The following is a 15295-nucleotide window of genomic DNA, read 5'->3' on the forward strand; positions in this document are numbered from 1 at the left end:
TCCCGGTCGAACGGGCGGCACGCGCCCACCGGGTCGTCGTTCTTGGTGGACATCACGATGCGCATCTGGGCGAACGCCGCGATCGGGACGGCCTCGATCCTGGTCTCGACGCCGCCGCAGATGGCGATGTCGGCCTCGCCGAACACGATGTTGCGCCACGCCTGAGCGATGCCCTCGGAACCTGACGCGCACGCCGAAATCGGCGTGATCACACCGGCTTTGGCGTGCCGCTCCAGACCCACGGCCGCGGCTGCGCCGTTGGGCATGTACTTCTGCACGCCCAGCGGCGAGACGGCCCTGAGGCCACGGGTCCGCATGTCGTCGTAGCTGAAGACCATTTCCTCCGACGAACCCATCCCGGTACCGATGGAGACCATCAGCCGGTTGGTGTCGACCTCGGGCGATCCGGCGTTCTCCCACACCCGTCGACCCAGGATGGTCGACATCCGTTGCAGGTAGCCCGTCCGGCGCAGCTCGATGCGCGTCAGCTGACTGTCAAACTCCTCCAGCAGGTGTCCGCCGATGCGAACCGGGAGGTCGAACTCCTCGACGAACGGGTCGTCGAGGACGCGGATGCCACTTTGGCCGTCCTGCAACAACTTCCAGGTGTTCTCGGCGTCGGTCGCCAGAGCGGTCGTCATGGCTATCCCGGTGACGACGACATTCGGGAGCGTTTTCCCGGTAACCAGCTCTGTCATGGGTCTTGCGAAAGTTCCTTCCGTGCTGTCGGGCTCTAGTAGCGCCCGAATGCGAGCGCCACGTTGTGGCCGCCGAACCCGAACGAGTTGTTGATCGCGTAACGGTATTCGCCGTAGCGGGGTTCGCCCGCGACCACATCAAGATCGATCTCAGGATCGGGTGTCTCATAGTTGAGGGTGGGCGGTATCACGCCGTCCCGAAGGCTCAATACCGTCAAAACAGATTCCAGCGCACCGACTGCGCCGATGGAGTGGCCCAGCGCCGACTTTGGCGCGTAGACCGCGGCGTGCTCGCAACCGGCGACCCGGATGGCGTTGGCCTCCGCGGAGTCACCGATCGGCGTCGCCGTCCCGTGCGCGTTGATGTGGTCAATGTCCTTGGCGGACAAGCCCGCCAGCTCCAGCGACCGCGTCATTGCGCGACCGGCACGCACGCCGTCCGCCGCGGGGGCCACCATGTGGAAGGCGTCCGACGTGATGCCGGCACCCATCAGCCGGGCCAGCGGCTTGGCGCCGCGGGCCTTGGCGTGCTCCTCGGTCTCGATGACCATCAGCGCCCCGGCCTCGCCGAACACGAAGCCGTCGCGGTCCTTGTCGAACGGGCGCGAGGCACGCTCGGGCTCGTCGTTGCGGGTCGACATGGCCCGCATCATCGAGAACGCCGCGATGGGCAGCGCCTCGATGGGACCCTCGACGCCGCCGCACACGGCGACGTCGGCGTCGCCCATGACGATTTGACGCCACGCGTGCGCAATCGCTTCCGAGCCCGACGAACAGGCCGACACCGGGGTCATGACCCCGGCGCGGGCCCCGAGCTGCAGACCCACCACCGCAGCTGCGCCGTTGGGCATGATCATCTGAACGGCGAGCGGAGACACCTTGCGGGGCCCGCCCTCGTTCATCAGGTCATAGCTCTCGATGACCCGTTCGGCGCCACCCAGGCCGGTGCCGACCACGACGGTGAAGCGGTCCGGATCGACCTCGGGATTGCCCGCGGTCTCCCAAAGCTGACCGCTGAGCAACTTGCTCATCCGCTGCACGTAGGACATGCGGCGCAGGTCGAGCCTGCCCATGTGGTTATCGACGGGCTCCTTGAGGTGTCCACCGATCTTGACGGGCAGGTCCCACTTGGTGACGAACTCGTCCTCGAGCACGCGGATGCCGCTTTCGCCGGCCAACAAGCCCTTCCACGTGCTCTCGATGTCCGGCGCGACCGATGTCGTCGCCGTGACGGCGGTTACCACAACGCTGGGGTAACCGCCGTTAGCAGTGGAAGGCTTGGTCACTTGCTGTCCGCTTCCAGCCTCGCCTTGACGTTGGCAACCGCGTCGGGGTTCTCAGTCTCCAGCTTGGCGCGCAGCGCCTCGGCGGCCTCGGGGTTCTCTTCCTCGAGCTTCTGGATGTACGAGACGACGTCACCGACGGTGCGCAGACCGGCGAGGTCCTCGTCGGGGATCTTGACGCCGTACTTGTCCTCGGTCTGCACGGCGATCTCCACCATCGACAGCGAGTCGATGTCCAGGTCGTCGACGAACGACTTCTCCGGGGTGACCTCGGAGGGCTCGATACCGGTCACCTCTTCGATGATCTCGGCGATACCGGCGATGATTTCTTCCTGACTGACGGCCACGGTCTATCCCTTCGTAATATGTTGTGTGCAAATCGGATTGACGTTTGCAATTGTTATTGTCCTGGCACGAGCCGGCGGTTTAGAGGTTTGCCAACTCGTCCAGATCTGCGGGTGACTTGACGGCACGCGTCGTAACCCCCCGAAGTTCGCGCTTGGCGATGCCGGTGAGCGTCCCCGCCGGAGGGAACTCCACGATCGCCGTCACGTTGTGTTCACGCAGCGTCTCGGTGCACAGGTCCCAGCGCACCGGCTGGGTCAGCTGAGCGACCAGGGTGTCCATCGCGGCCGCGGCCGAGGCGACGGGCTTGCCGTCGCGGTTGGACAGCAGCGTGGCGGTGGGCTCGGAGGTCACCACGGCGGCCGCCGCCGCGGCGTAGCCGTCCAGAGCGGGAGCCATGTATTTGGTGTGGAACGCACCGGCCACGCCGAGCGCCCGCACCCGCGCCTTGGCCGGCGGGTCTTCGGCGAGCTTTTCCAGCGACGACAGCGGGCCCGCGGCCACGATCTGGCCCGGCGCGTTGCGGTTGGCGGGGAACAGCTCGAGATCCTCGAGGCGGCTCAGCACTTCGGCCTCGTCACCGCCGAGCACCGCGGACATGCCGGTCGGCTCGAGCGCGCAGGCCTTGGCCATTTCGGCGCCACGGGTGGCGGCCAACGCGACGGCGTCATCGGCGGCCAGCACGCCGGCGATCGCGTAGGCCGCGATCTCCCCGACGGAGTGCCCCGCGACAACAAGGTCGCCGCCGGCGAGCAGGCCACGCTTGGTCAGCTCCTGGTGCGCGAGCAGCGTGTTTGCGACGACCAGCGGCTGCGTCACCGCGGTGTCGGTGATTTCCTCGGTCGACGCGGTGGTGCCCAGCCGCACCAGGTCCAGGCCACTGGCCTTCGACCACAGCGCGAGCTGGTCGGCGGCGCCTGGCAGCTCCAGCCATGGCGACAGCATCCCCTCCGTCTGCGACCCTTGTCCGGGCGCAAGTAATGCGATCACGTGTCTAAGAGAACACTGTGGAAACGGTTTTGGCGGGTGTAACAGATTATGAACCTCGTCTTAGGTTTTTGTATACACCATACAAAACCGCTCCGTAAGCTATGTTTTTGATACCGCCCCGCGATCTGTTGGCTAAATCACTGCCGCTCGGAATAGCCCGTGGTACCGCTCCTGACCGGCAGGGGAACCGGCGGCAAGGTGGTGGCGGCAACGCCGGACGCGGCCGCCGGGTAGTTGAGCTGGCCGACCGTCGAGGCCACACGCAGCACGTATGCGTCGCGCGGCTGGGTGGGATCGCGCCCGGTGAAGTCGGTGACGCGCTTGAGCCGGTAGCGCACCGTGTTTGGATGAACGAACAACTTTCTGGCGCAAGCCTCAATTGCGCCGCCGCAATCTAAGTAAGCGTCAAGAGTTTCGATCAGCGTCGGCCCGGCGTCGGCCAGCGGCCCCATCACGTCGGTGTGCAGCGCCACGATCGCCGACGCGTCACCCATCAGGGCCCGTTCGGGCAGCAGCTCCCGGGCCAGCACGGGCCGCGGCGCACCGCGCCAGCCGGCGACGGCGTTCATCCCGGAGATCGCCTCGCTGGCGCTGTGGTAGGCCGCGGTCAGCATGGGCGCCGTGGGCCCGATGACCACCGGGCCGTCGGAAAACGCGTTCAGCAGGTCACCCAGGAATTTATCGGTCAGTGACAAATGGCCGGACACGATCGCCACCAGCCAGGTGCCGTGCACGTCGGTGAGCGCCGCCCGGCCGTGGCGCGCGGCGATGTCGCGGACTTCCTGGCTGGCCCGCTGGCTGCCGGCCTCGCCGTCCGGCTCGTCCCGCCCGGGCCCCGGGATCCCGACCACGACCGTCGCGGGCGCGGTGGTGTCCCAGTTCAGCGCCGCGGCGCGGGACAGCAGCTCCGGGCCGGTGTCGCCGCGCACCACCGCGTCGACGACGCTGGCCTCCATCCGGCTGTCCCAGGTGCCGCGCGCCTCGGCGGCCTCCGCGTAGGACGAGGCGGCGGTGAACGCCAGGTCGCGGCTGTACTTCAGGACGCCGACCGTCAGGGCGGTCAGCTGCTCCTCGGAGCGGGCCACCAGCGGCAGCACCTCCTCGAAGAACTCCATCGTCACGCGCACCATGTCCACGCTGTGCCGCAGCGCGATCCGGCGGGCCAGGTCCTGGGGCACCAGCTCGAAGGCCCGCGCGGTGTAGCTGACGTTGCTGTGCGGGTCCTGCATCCACTCGACGAAGTTGTTGATCGCGGTCTGCACCACCAGCGCCACGCTGGCCCGCTGGGAGGCTTCCAGGTCGGCGAAGAACGGCAGCCGGTCCTGCATGACCGCGACGGCTTCGGTGGCCAGCCGCCCGGAGTACTGCTTCAGCCGGCGCAGCACCGACTCCGGCACGTGGTCCAGCAGTTCCAGCGGCGACCTGGGTCGGGCCGACGCGAAGGGACCGGCGAAGGCGTTGTCGCTCACGCCCTAAAACCTACGCCAGAATTTGGAACTTTTCGCCAAGGCGGCGGGGGTGTTTGGCCGGCGCGTGCGCCGGCAGGCGGTCTCAGGCCACGCCGGGGTCGGATGTCTGCTCGGGCGCGGCCAGCACGTCGTCGATGCGGTACTGGCGGGCGGCCGCGTGCGGCACCGACGGGTCGATCTCCCCGTCGCGCGCCAGCGCCTCGAGCACCGCGACCACCTGCGACTCGGCGTCGGTGTTGAAGTAGCGCCGCGCGGCGGGCCGGGTGTCGGAAAAGCCGAAGCCGTCGGTGCCCAGCGTGACGAAGGTGTTCGGCACCCACTGCCGGATCTGCTCGGGCACCCCCCGCATCCAGTCCGACACGGCGATCACCGGGCCGGTGGCCCCCTCGAGCGCCCGGGTCACGTACGGCGTGGCGGCCGGCTGGTCCGGGTGGCGCAGCCTGGCCCGCTCGACGCAGACGCCGTCGCGGTTGAGCTCGCCCCAGCTGGTCACCGACCACACGTCGGCGGCGACGTCCCACTCGGCGGCGAGCATGTCGGAGGCCTGCAGTGCCGACGGCATGGCCACGCCCGAGGCCAGGATCTGCGCCTTGTTCGTGCGCTGCTCGGCGGCGGCGCGGTAGCGGTAGATGCCGCGCAGCACGCCCTCGGGATCGAAGTTCTCGGGCTCCGGCGGCTGCGGGTACGGCTCGTTGTAGATGGTGATGTAGAAGAACACGTTCTCCGGGTTCTCCCCGAACATGCGGGCCAGCCCGCTCTCCACGATGTAGGCGATCTCGAAGGCGAACGCCGGGTCGTAGGACACCACCGCCGGGTTGGTGGCGGCCAGCAGCAGCGAGTGACCGTCGGCGTGCTGCAGCCCCTCGCCGGTCAGCGTGGTGCGCCCCGCCGTCGCCCCGAGCAGGAAACCGCGCGCCATCTGGTCGGCGGCCGCCCAGAGGCCGTCGCCGGTGCGCTGGAACCCGAACATCGAGTAGAAGATGTAGATCGGGATCATCGGCTCGTTATGCGTCGCGTACGACGTGCCGGCCGCGATGAAGGAGCCCACCGACCCCGCCTCGTTGATGCCCTCGTGCAGGATCTGGCCGATTTCGCTTTCCTTGTAGGCCAGCATCAGGTCGGCGTCGACGGCGGTGTAGAGCTGGCCGAGGCGGTTGTAGATCTTGAGCGACGGGAACCACGAGTCCATCCCGAACGTGCGCGCCTCGTCGGGAATGATCGGCACGATGCGGGGCCCAATCTCCTTGTCCCGCAACACTTCCTTGAACGTCCGCACGGTCGCCATGGTGGTGGCGACCTCCTGGGTCCCCGATCCCTTCTTCAGGGCGGCGTAGATGTCGCGGCTGGGGAGCTTGAGCGCCTTGGCCTTGGTGCGCCGTTCGGGCAGAAAGCCGCCGAGGGTCCGGCGACGGTCCAGCATGTACCGGATCTCCGGGGTGTCGGAGCCGGGGTGGTAGTAGGGCGGAAGGTAGGGGTTCTCGTCCAGCTGCGCGTCGCTGATCGGGATCCGCATGGAATCACGGAAGTGCTTAAGGTCTTCCAGCGCAAGCTTTTTCATCTGGTGGGTGGCGTTGCGGCCCTGGAAGTGCGCGCCCAGCGAGTAGCCCTTGATGGTCTTGGCCAGGATCACCGTCGGCTGGCCCTTGTGATCGATGGCGGCGCGGTAGGCGGCGTAGACCTTGCGGTAGTCGTGCCCGCCGCGCTTGAGGTTCCAGATCTCGGAGTCGGTCATCTGCTCGACGAGCGCCTTGGTGCGCGGATCGCGGCCGAAGAAGTGGTCGCGCACGTACGCGCCGTCGTTGGCCTTGTAGGTCTGGTAGTCGCCGTCGGGCGTGGTGTTCATCAGGTTGACCAGGGCGCCGTCCTTGTCGGCGTGCAGCAGCGCGTCCCACTCGCGGCCCCAGACCACCTTGATGACGTTCCAGCCGGCGCCGCGGAAGAACGACTCCAGCTCCTGGATGATCTTGCCGTTGCCGCGCACCGGGCCGTCGAGGCGCTGCAGGTTGCAGTTGATCACGAAGGTCAGGTTGTCCAGGCCCTCGAGCGCCCCCACGTGGGCCAGCCCGCGGCTCTCCGGCTCGTCCATCTCGCCGTCGCCCAAAAAGCACCACACGTGCTGATCGGAGGTGTCCTTGATGCCCCGGTCGTGCAGGTAATGGTTGAACCGGGCCTGATAGATCGCGTTGAGCGGTCCCAGGCCCATCGACACGGTGGGGAATTCCCAGAAGTCGGGCATCAGCCGCGGGTGCGGGTAGGAAGGCAACCCGCCGCCGGCGTGGCTGTGCTCCTGGCGGAAGCCGTCGAGCCGGTCCTCGCTGAGCCGGCCTTCGAGGAAGGCGCGCGCGTAGATGCCGGGGGAGGCGTGGCCCTGGATGAACACCTGGTCGCCGCCGCCGGGATGCGACTTGCCGCGGAAGAAGTGATTGAAGCCGACCTCGTACAGCGCCGCCGACGAGGCGTAGGTCGAAATGTGGCCGCCCACGCCGATTCCCGGGCGCTGGGCGCGGTGCACCATGATCGCGGCGTTCCACCGGATCCACGCCCGGAAGCGGCGTTCGACGTCCTCGTCGCCGGGGAACCAGGGCTCCAGTTCGGTGGGGATGGTGTTGACGTAGTCGGTCGACGTCAGCGCCGGGATGGTGACCCGCTTCTCACGGGACCGCTCCAGCAGCCGCAGCATCAGGTAGCGCGCCCGCGCCGGACCCGAGCGCTCCAGCAGCTCGTCGAAGGACTCGAGCCACTCCGAGGTCTCGTCGGGGTCGATGTCAGGCAGGTAGGAAGCGACACCCTCGCGGATCACCCGAACGCGGTCGGGTTCGCTTGCGCTGCTGGGGGATTTGGCCAGATCGTGGCGCGCGAACTCCGTGGTCAACTTCCGCTCCTGTAATCGGTTGCGTCTTGTCCTCCTATCGTGCCGCACCGGCGTTTCGGGCGGGTAGCCGCGCCCGCAATCGGGACCCGGTAACGTCAGCAACCGTGCTCATCGGATGGCGTGCCGTCCCTCCCGTGCACGTGGGGGATTTCCCGAGGCGGGGCGCGCTGGCGCTCGGCTGTGTCGCGGTGCTGGTCATGGGGATCGTCGGGTGTACCAGCGTCACCAACGGCACGGCCACGCCCGATACCAACGTCGCCCCGGCCTACCGGCAATCGGTGTCCGCGTCGGTGTCGGCCTCCTCGGCGACGTCGCGTGTCAAGGAATCACAGCGGCAGCAGTCGCTGACGACCAGGGCCGTGCGCACGTCGTGCGACACGCTGGCCACGTCGGCCAAGGACGCGATCGACAAGGTGAACGCCTACGTCGCGGCGTTCAACGGGGGCCGCAGCACCGGCCCGGCCGAGGGCCCGGCGATCGGCGCCCTGAACGACAGCGCCACCACGGTGTCCAACAGCTTCAACGATGCGCTGTCGCAGCAGCTGAAGGACGCGTTCAACGCCTATGTCGACGCGGCGCGCGGGGTGGCCAACGCGATCGGCACGCACGCGTCGATCGGGGAATTCAACAGGCGGGTCGACCAGCTCAACGACACCAAGACGAAGGCGCTGAAACTCTGCCTGGCATCCTTCTGAGGCAGCTGATGAGGCACGGGTACGGCCCGCGTTCTGGCTGTGCGACGATAATCCCCATCGCACGGTGCGCGGACGTTATAAGGAGGGTCCACGGTGGTCGCGGCGGATGACGCCTCGAGCTTCGCTCGCAAACTGGGCATCCAACGGGACCAAGTCGTGCAGGAGTGGGGCTGGGACGAGGACTCCAACGACGACATCCGGGCCGCGGTCGAGGAAGCCTGCGGCAGCGAGTTGCTCGACGAGGACAGCGACGAGGTCATCGACGTCGTGCTGCTGTGGTGGCGCGACGGCGACGGCGACCTGGTGGACACCCTGATGGACGCGATCGGGCCGCTGGCCGAGGACGGCGTGATCTGGGTCCTGACGCCCAAGACCGGCAGGCCCGGCCACGTGCTGCCCGCGGAGATCGCCGAGGCGGCCCCCACCGCCGGCCTGATGCCGACCTCGTCGGTAAACCTCGGCGACTGGAGTGCCAGCCAGCTGGTGCAGCCCAAGTCGCGGACCGGGAAGCGTTGATGCTGCCCGTCGGCACCACCGCCCCCGACTTCACCTTGCGCGACCAGAATCAGCAGCCCGTCACCCTGAGCTCGTTTCGCGGCGCCAAGAACGTCCTGCTGGTGTTCTTCCCGCTGGCGTTCACCGGGATCTGCCAGGGCGAGCTGGATCAGCTGCGCGATCACCTGCCGCAGTTCGAGAACGACGACAGCGTGGCGATGGCGATCTCGGTGGGCCCGCCGCCCACGCACAAGATCTGGTCGCTCGAGAGCGGGTTCATGTTCCCGGTGCTGTCGGATTTCTGGCCGCACGGCGAGGTCAGCCAGGCCTACGGCGTGTTCAACGCCGACGCCGGCTACCCCAATCGCGGTACCTTCGTCATCGACCGATCCGGGATAATTCGTTTCGCCGAGATGAAGCAGCCCGGCGAGTCCCGCGACCAGCGGCTCTGGCTCGGCGCGCTGGCGGCTTTGCAGGCCTGATGTTTGGGCGGTCGGCCCGTCGGCGTGTAGCCTGCGGCGGACCCCCGTCTTTCAAGGGCGCGTAGCTCAGTGGTAGAGCTCTGGTTTTACACACCAGCGGTCGGCGGTTCGATACCGTCCGCGCCCACTCAGAGGTAAGGCCTAGGGGCGTCGCGCCTTTGACACGGCGATCCAGGCCATGATCACGCCCGCGACCAAGAGACCGACGGCCGCCCCGGACACATACACGCCAATTCCGGCTGATACGGACAGCGATTTCAAGCCGAGAAGGACAGCGCTCGAGCCGAATGCCTCAACGGAGGTAAGGACGGTCAGCGTGATAAGTGACAACGGCCGCGGGCGCGGTGTTGTGAATGTTGCCCAGACCAAACCAATGCCGACGGCGGTCATCAACAAATTCCCCAATTGATGGCCGACGGTAAAGTGCGCCGCACCGGAGGCCCTCGCGGGTAGGAAGCCTGCGATCAGGAAGACGGCAAATCCGGCGAAGAGCAACCATGCGGCAGCCGGGAATTTCGCGGGGCTGACGGTAAATGCCGGCACCGCCGTCCCCGACTTTTGACCGGCCGGGGTCGCCTGGCCGGGTCGCATGTCCGCTGGATACCAGTTGCCATCCGAAGCCTGCCACCATCCCGGTCCCTGCGCATTCCTGGTTATCTTGACAATGCTGCAACGGGGGCCTTGGCGGATTCTTGAAGGCGCGCCGAGTTGTCGCGTTGCGCGCGGCGGCTATTTGTCGCGCAAACCCGGTGTGGCAACCTCAGGGGCGTGAACGAGCAACCCGTGGAGCCGTTTCGCATCGACGTCGTCGACGACGTCCTGGAAGATCTGCGCTCGCGCCTGCAGCGCACGCGTTGGCCCGAGGCCGAATGCGTCGACGACTGGAGCCAGGGCATCCCGCTGGGTTACACCCGCGAGCTGGCCGACTACTGGGCCGGCGAATATGACTGGCGATCGCGTGAGGCCGCGCTCAACCGCTTCGATCAGTTCACCACCGACATCGACGGGCTCGACATTCACTTCATCCACCAGCGCTCGCCGCACGACGACGCCTTCCCACTGGTGATCACCCACGGTTGGCCGGGCTCAATCGTGGAGTTCCACAAGGTGATTGAGCCGCTGACCAAGCCGTCGTCCGGGCGCGCCGAGGACGCCTTTCACGTCGTGTGCCCGTCCCTTCCGGGGTACGGCTTCTCCGGCAAACCTACCCGCACCGGATGGGGCGTCGAAAAGATCGCCGACGCGTGGGACACGCTGATGCTGCGCCTCGGCTACGAGCGCTACGGCGCGCAGGGCGGCGACTGGGGCGCCGCCGTCACCACGCAGATGGGGCGAAACGGCGGCCACTGCGCGGCCATTCACCTGAACATGCCGATCGGGCGGCCCACCAAGGAGTCGCTGGCCAACCCCACCCCCGAGGAGCAGCGCGCGCTGGCCGCGATGGCCGAGCACCGCAAGTGGGGCACCGGCTATTCCAAGCAGCAGTCCACCCGGCCGCAAACGCTGGGCTACGGGCTGGTCGATTCGCCGGTGGGGCAGCTGGCGTGGATCGTGGAGAAGTTCTGGGCGTGGGCCGATTGCGACGGGCACCCCGAGAACGTGTTCAGCCGCGACGAGTTGCTGGACAACTTGATGGTGTACTGGGTCACCGCCACCGGCGCGTCGTCGGCCCGGCTGTACTGGGAAAGCTTCCGGGTCTTTGGTCAGATGGACCGGGTCGAATTGCCTACCGGCGTCAGCGCTTTCCCAGGCGAGCTGCTGAAGGCGCCGCGAAGCTGGTGCGAGCCGGTGTACAACATCACGCACTGGACGGACTTGCCGCGCGGCGGCCACTTCGCCGCGTTCGAGCAACCGGAGCTGTTCGTCGACGACGTCCGCGCGTTCTTCGCGACGATGCGCTGAAATACGCTCGCCGAGCGTGAATCTCACGACGCGACACGCCGCGTGGGCGTCGCCGGTTTCACGCTCGGCGGTGGGGGTTACGCGTTAGACGATCCGCCAGCCCCTGCGCGCCCGAAAGCGCATGTCCCACAGGTAAATCTGATACCCGAAGAGCCACGCCCGGTGCGGGATGAACCGGTCGGCCAGCCGCAGGGCGGCCAGCAGCCACTCGAACCGGCGCTGCTGGCCCTGCGACCAGTCCAGCTGCATCATCGCCCGGAACTCGGGGGCCAGGAATCCCGTCGTCGCGAACAGGTTGAACGGACCCGCCAGGACCCGCAGCGGCCACGGCAGGAACGCCAGCGAGGCCACCCCGCGCAGGTGCTCGCGCACCGGCGGGTCGATGCGCAGCTCGTCGAGGGAGCGCTTCCAGTAGTCGTCGAACGCGGCGCGGTCCGGCGGCCACATCCGCTCGGGCACCTGCAGCGTCGTGCCCAACCGCTTGGCGTCGCGGTAGACGGCGTCGGCGGAGGTGTCATCCAGCGGGCCGTGCAAAAACTCGTGCTGCTCGACGAAATAGCGGTACAGGCAGGACGCCACCCACAGCTGCAGCTTGGGGTCGAAGGCGTTGTAGGACACCGGGCTTGACGATGACGAGCGAACCTGCCGGTGCGCGACGTCCACGGCGCCGCGGATCAGGGCCCGGTCGGACTCGGTCCCGATGGCCGCCACCGCCAGGTAGGTCCCGGTGGTGCGGGCGCGCTTGAACGGATGCTTGTAGACGTTGCCGCTGTCCACCGGGCTTTCCAGCACGCCGTAACCGACGCCGGGCAGGGACAGCTGCATGATCACGTTCGCCGCGGGCAACAACACCGCCGCCGGGTTCAGCAGATCCGCGATCCGGGTGGCGGGCCGCTTCATCGCGGATTACCCGTCATGGAGTCGAGTACATCACGCTCGGACGTTATTTCCGCCCAAAAGTGGGCAGACGTGAGCGATGAGTACTCAACCTGGTAACCCGCGGCCGCTGGCGCGCCCGGCCAGCCTGTCGCCGCCGGCCGACCCCGACGTCTTGCTGTGGTGGGTGGTCGGCCTGCTGGTCGTCGTCGTGATCGTGGCGGCCATATTGGCCATCTAGCCCGGCCCCTGCCGGGGCGGGTGTGAGACGCTGCCCGGGTGACCCGGGTCGTCGCCGTGCTGGCCGGGTACGCGGCCGACCTCGCCCTGAGCGACCCGAAACGGGGGCACCCGGTCGCGCTGTTCGGCCGGGCGGCCGCGGCGCTGGAGCGATTCACCTACCGCGACTCCAAGGTCGCCGGCGGGCTGCACGTCGGTGTGCTGGTCGGTGTGGTGGCGCTGCTGGGCGCCGCCGGGGCCCGCCGGCCCGTCGCCGCCACCGCCGCCGCCACGTGGGTATGCCTGGGCGGAACGTCGCTGGCGCGCACCGGCCTGGAGATGTCGCAGCTGCTGGAGCGCGACGACGTTGGCGCCGCCCGACGACTGCTGCCGTCGCTGTGCGGGCGTGACCCGGCGCGCCTCGACGCCGCTGGCCTGACGCGCGCCGCGCTGGAATCGGTCGCGGAGAACACCTCCGACGCCCAGGTGGCACCGCTGCTGTGGGCGGCGGCGGGCGGGGCGCCCGCGGTGTTGTCCTATCGCGCCATCAACACGCTGGATTCGATGATCGGCCACCGCTCTCCGCGTTATCTCCGATTCGGTTGGGCCGCAGCGCGATTGGATGATCTGGCCAACTATGCCGCCGCGCGGGCGACCGCGGCGCTGGTGGTGCTGTGCGCTCCCCTCGTCGGTGGATCCCCGGCGGGCGCGCTGCGCGCCTGGCGCCGCGACGCGGCCCGGCATCCCAGCCCCAACGCCGGTGTGGTCGAGGCGGCCTTCGCCGGGGCGCTGGGGGTTCGGCTCGGCGGACCCACCCAGTATCGCCACGAGCTGCAGATCCGGCCCACCCTCGGCGACGGCCGGCAGCCCGCGGTGGCCGATCTGCGCCGCGCGGTGGCCTTGTCGCGGGCGGTGCAGGCCGCCGCCGCGCTGTCCGTCGCGTGTGCATCGGTGGGTTGCGCACAGTGGAAAACCCTGCGCGCACAGTAAAAGCGGCCTATCGGCGCCGGCCGTAGCGGTCGGCGAGTTTGTCCTCGACGGTCTTCGGGGTCTCGGGCGTCGCCGCTTGCTTCTCGCGGCGCCGGACGCGAATCTCGGAATAGATGAAGTAGCCCAACCCGATCGGCGCCAGGATGCCGAACGAAATCCATTGGATGCCATACGACAGGAACGGCCCGGCGTCCAGGTGCGGGATGCCGATCACGCCGAGGCCGCCGGGCTGGTCCTCGACCAACTGCAGATACGACCCGGCCAGCGGGACCTTGGTCAGCGCCGCGACCTGCTCGGTGTTGATCGAATACACCTGCTGCACACCGTCTCTGACGAACGGATCCTTGCCCGTCACGGTGGGCTCGGAGTCGCGCAGCCGGGCCGTGACGGTCACCCTCTCCGCCGGCGGGCGGGGGAACGCCGGGACGTGCGAGCCGGCTTCGGGCCGCACGTAGCCGCGGTCCACCAGCACGGTGGGCCCGTCGTCGACGACGAACGGTGCCAGCACCTCGAACGCCTGATCCCCCTCCACCACCCGCAGGCGGGCCAGCACCTGCACGTCGGGCAGATAGTGGCCGGTCGCCGTGACCCTGCGCCACTGCGCGCCCGGGGCCGACGAATCCTGCTGTGGCAGCAGCGTTTGCACCGGCACCGGCGCGGTGTTGAGGGAGTATTCGATCTGGTGATTCTCCCGGGATGTCCGGGTGTTCTTCCCGAGCTGCCAGGGCGCCAGCACCATGAAACACAGGTAGGTGAAGGCGATCACCACCAGGGCCAGCGCTATCCAGCCGGGCCGCAGCAGGAATGCCAGGCGGCGCATCACCCGTGTCCGTTCTCCGTGAGCCGCTCGTCGACCCAGGCGTGCAGGCCGGGCAGGGCGGCCTCGATGACGGCCAACACGTCCTCGAAGTCCTCGGGGTCGCCGTAGTACGGATCCTCCACGTCGAGAGCGTGGGCGCCCGAGCGCGGGTCGAACGACCGCAGCATCCGGATCCGCTCCTCGTCGACGCCGAGCTGCCGCAGCATCCGAACGTGGTTGCGTCCCAAAGCCACCACCAGGTCGGCCGCCAGGTGCTCGTCGTTCAGCTGGGCGGCGCAGTGGGCGGTGGGATAGCCGTGGGCGCGCAGCACCCGGGTGGCGCGGTCGTCGGCGCAACTGCCGACGTGCCAGTTGCCGGTGCCGGCGCTGGTCACCCGCACCGCGTCGCCCAGCCCGCGCCGCTGCAGTTGGTCGGCGAAGACCTTCTCGGCCATCGGGGAGCGGCAGATGTTGCCGGTGCAGACGAAGGTGACGTGCAACGGTTCAGACACCGAGGGCCCTCCGGAGCTCGTCGACGGTCGCGGCGTGCGTCACGCCGGTGACGCTGAACCCCTCATGAAAGTCGTCGCGCCCGTAGCCCCAGCCGACCACCACGGTGTCGATGCCGTGCGCGGCCGCGCCGTGCACGTCGTGGCTGCGGTCGCCGACCATCAGCACCCGCTCGGGCAGCGGTTGGAGCTGGTCCAGCGCGTGGGCCAGCACCTCCTCCTTGCTCTTGCGCGAGCCGTCGGGGGCCGCGCCGGCGATGACCTCGAAATGCTGGTCCAGCCCGAAATGGGCGAGGATGCGCCGCGCCGTCGGCTCCAGCTTCGAGGTGGCCACGGCCAGCCGGACGCCGGCGGCGCGCAGGTCGGCCAGCAACGGCTCGATGCCGTCGAACAGCGTGTTCATCGCCCAGCCGCGGGCGCCGTACTCGGCCCGGAAGGCGGTGATCGCCTCCTCGGCGGAGTCGCCGAACATCGTGCGGAAGGTGTCGTCCATCGGCGGGCCGACGATATGCGCGGTCAGGTCGCCCTCGGGTACGGCGGCTCCGACGTGGTCGAGCGCGTGCAGGAAGCTGGCCACGATGCCTTCCGCCGAGTCGGTCAGCGTGCCGTCGAGATCAAAGATCACCAGCTGCGGTGTGCCCGCGATCGTGCCTGTCACCTCACCATTGTCC

General features: G+C 68.5%; 16 protein-coding genes, 1 tRNA gene and 1 pseudogene. 7 read left to right on the forward strand and 11 right to left on the reverse strand.

The genetic code is table 11. The annotated features are described in order from the left end of the window. The 6 genes and pseudogenes from kasB to aceE all read right to left on the reverse strand — a co-directional run. Positions 1 to 698: pseudogene (gene kasB / locus A5787_RS02095) on the reverse strand (3-oxoacyl-ACP synthase KasB); the annotation flags it as partial. A 35-nt stretch (positions 699 to 733) separates the two neighbouring features. After that, positions 734 to 1984: a 3-oxoacyl-ACP synthase KasA gene (gene kasA / locus A5787_RS02100; RefSeq protein WP_066960900.1), complete on the reverse strand. Its 1251-nt coding sequence runs from the start codon at positions 1982 to 1984 to the stop codon at positions 734 to 736. Then, positions 1981 to 2328, reverse strand: coding sequence for a meromycolate extension acyl carrier protein AcpM (gene acpM / locus A5787_RS02105; protein ID WP_066960905.1), 348 nt, complete (start codon positions 2326 to 2328; stop codon positions 1981 to 1983). The genes kasA and acpM overlap by 4 nt, the downstream gene beginning before the upstream one ends. A 79-nt stretch (positions 2329 to 2407) precedes the next feature. Beyond that, positions 2408 to 3316 carry an ACP S-malonyltransferase gene (locus A5787_RS02110; RefSeq protein ID WP_066960909.1) on the reverse strand — a complete coding sequence of 303 codons (909 nt, stop codon included), beginning with the start codon at positions 3314 to 3316 and terminating at the stop codon, positions 2408 to 2410. 137 nt (positions 3317 to 3453) lie between these two features. Next, on the reverse strand, positions 3454 to 4785 hold the full coding sequence (locus tag A5787_RS02115; protein WP_066960912.1) for a CdaR family transcriptional regulator: 1332 nt from the start codon (positions 4783 to 4785) through the stop codon (positions 3454 to 3456). Between the two features lie 82 nt (positions 4786 to 4867). After that, positions 4868 to 7657 (reverse strand): pyruvate dehydrogenase (acetyl-transferring), homodimeric type, encoded by a 2790-nt coding sequence (aceE, locus tag A5787_RS02120; protein ID WP_066960915.1) that lies wholly within the window; start codon positions 7655 to 7657, stop codon positions 4868 to 4870. Positions 7658 to 7761: 104 nt separating this feature from the next. On the opposite strand from aceE, the gene A5787_RS02125 reads away from it, so the two are divergent. From A5787_RS02125 to A5787_RS02140, 4 genes are all read left to right on the forward strand, one after another. Further along, positions 7762 to 8352, forward strand: a complete 591-nt coding sequence (locus A5787_RS02125) for a hypothetical protein (protein ID WP_066960918.1) — start codon at positions 7762 to 7764, stop codon at positions 8350 to 8352. Positions 8353 to 8445: 93 nt separating this feature from the next. Next, the gene (locus tag A5787_RS02130) at positions 8446 to 8868 is read left to right on the forward strand and encodes a DUF3052 domain-containing protein (RefSeq protein ID WP_066960921.1); all 423 of its coding nucleotides are present in this window, start codon (positions 8446 to 8448) and stop codon (positions 8866 to 8868) included. Further along, positions 8868 to 9329, forward strand: coding sequence for a peroxiredoxin (locus A5787_RS02135; RefSeq protein WP_066960924.1), 462 nt, complete (start codon positions 8868 to 8870; stop codon positions 9327 to 9329). The genes A5787_RS02130 and A5787_RS02135 overlap by 1 nt, the downstream gene beginning before the upstream one ends. Before the next feature lie 55 nt (positions 9330 to 9384). After that, positions 9385 to 9456 (forward strand) — tRNA-Val (locus tag A5787_RS02140). Positions 9457 to 9470: 14 nt separating this feature from the next. On the opposite strand, the gene A5787_RS02145 is transcribed toward A5787_RS02140, so the two are convergent. Continuing rightward, positions 9471 to 9920, reverse strand: coding sequence for a hypothetical protein (locus A5787_RS02145; protein ID WP_066960927.1), 450 nt, complete (start codon positions 9918 to 9920; stop codon positions 9471 to 9473). A gap of 192 nt (positions 9921 to 10112) precedes the next feature. Here A5787_RS02145 and A5787_RS02150 point away from each other — a divergent pair, with 192 nt between their 5' ends. Beyond that, a complete protein-coding gene (locus A5787_RS02150; protein WP_066961006.1) occupies positions 10113 to 11231 on the forward strand; it encodes an epoxide hydrolase family protein in 1119 nt (372 codons plus the stop codon). A gap of 84 nt (positions 11232 to 11315) precedes the next feature. Here A5787_RS02150 and A5787_RS02155 read toward each other — a convergent pair whose 3' ends face one another. Beyond that, the gene (locus A5787_RS02155; protein WP_066960929.1) at positions 11316 to 12131 is read right to left on the reverse strand and encodes an oxygenase MpaB family protein; all 816 of its coding nucleotides are present in this window, start codon (positions 12129 to 12131) and stop codon (positions 11316 to 11318) included. Between the two features lie 76 nt (positions 12132 to 12207). On the opposite strand from A5787_RS02155, the gene A5787_RS27155 reads away from it, so the two are divergent. Together A5787_RS27155 and A5787_RS02160 are read left to right on the forward strand one after the other, a co-directional pair. Next, the gene (locus tag A5787_RS27155) at positions 12208 to 12348 is read left to right on the forward strand and encodes a hypothetical protein (RefSeq protein WP_156763720.1); all 141 of its coding nucleotides are present in this window, start codon (positions 12208 to 12210) and stop codon (positions 12346 to 12348) included. A 38-nt stretch (positions 12349 to 12386) separates the two neighbouring features. Further along, the gene (locus A5787_RS02160; protein WP_066960932.1) at positions 12387 to 13316 is read left to right on the forward strand and encodes a cobalamin biosynthesis protein; all 930 of its coding nucleotides are present in this window, start codon (positions 12387 to 12389) and stop codon (positions 13314 to 13316) included. Between the two features lie 7 nt (positions 13317 to 13323). Here A5787_RS02160 and A5787_RS02165 read toward each other — a convergent pair whose 3' ends face one another. Genes A5787_RS02165 through A5787_RS02175 form a run of 3 tightly spaced genes read right to left on the reverse strand, consistent with a single transcriptional unit; the run spans position 13324 to position 15282 of the window. Continuing rightward, the gene (locus A5787_RS02165; RefSeq protein ID WP_066960935.1) at positions 13324 to 14136 is read right to left on the reverse strand and encodes an SURF1 family protein; all 813 of its coding nucleotides are present in this window, start codon (positions 14134 to 14136) and stop codon (positions 13324 to 13326) included. Next, positions 14136 to 14627, reverse strand: coding sequence for a low molecular weight protein-tyrosine-phosphatase (locus tag A5787_RS02170; protein ID WP_066960937.1), 492 nt, complete (start codon positions 14625 to 14627; stop codon positions 14136 to 14138). The genes A5787_RS02165 and A5787_RS02170 overlap by 1 nt, the downstream gene beginning before the upstream one ends. Next, positions 14620 to 15282, reverse strand: coding sequence for an HAD-IA family hydrolase (locus A5787_RS02175; protein WP_231993768.1), 663 nt, complete (start codon positions 15280 to 15282; stop codon positions 14620 to 14622). Before A5787_RS02175 ends, A5787_RS02170 begins: the two co-directional genes overlap by 8 nt. Positions 15283 to 15295: the final 13 nt, after the last annotated feature.

The organism is Mycobacterium sp. 852002-50816_SCH5313054-b (assembly GCF_001667185.1).
Lineage (GTDB): Bacteria > Actinomycetota > Actinomycetes > Mycobacteriales > Mycobacteriaceae > Mycobacterium.

Bases quoted from the DNA above. Each gene is read 5' to 3' on its own strand.
- A5787_RS02135 (WP_066960924.1), top strand. From the start codon at position 8,868: ATGCTGCCCGTCGGCACCACCGCCCCCGACTTCACCTTGCGCGACCAG.
- A5787_RS02145 (WP_066960927.1), bottom strand. From the start codon at position 9,920: ATGCGACCCGGCCAGGCGACCCCGGCCGGTCAAAAGTCGGGGACGGCG.
- A5787_RS02155 (WP_066960929.1), bottom strand. From the start codon at position 12,131: ATGAAGCGGCCCGCCACCCGGATCGCGGATCTGCTGAACCCGGCGGCG.
- A5787_RS27155 (WP_156763720.1), top strand. From the start codon at position 12,208: ATGAGTACTCAACCTGGTAACCCGCGGCCGCTGGCGCGCCCGGCCAGC.
- A5787_RS02165 (WP_066960935.1), bottom strand. From the start codon at position 14,136: ATGCGCCGCCTGGCATTCCTGCTGCGGCCCGGCTGGATAGCGCTGGCC.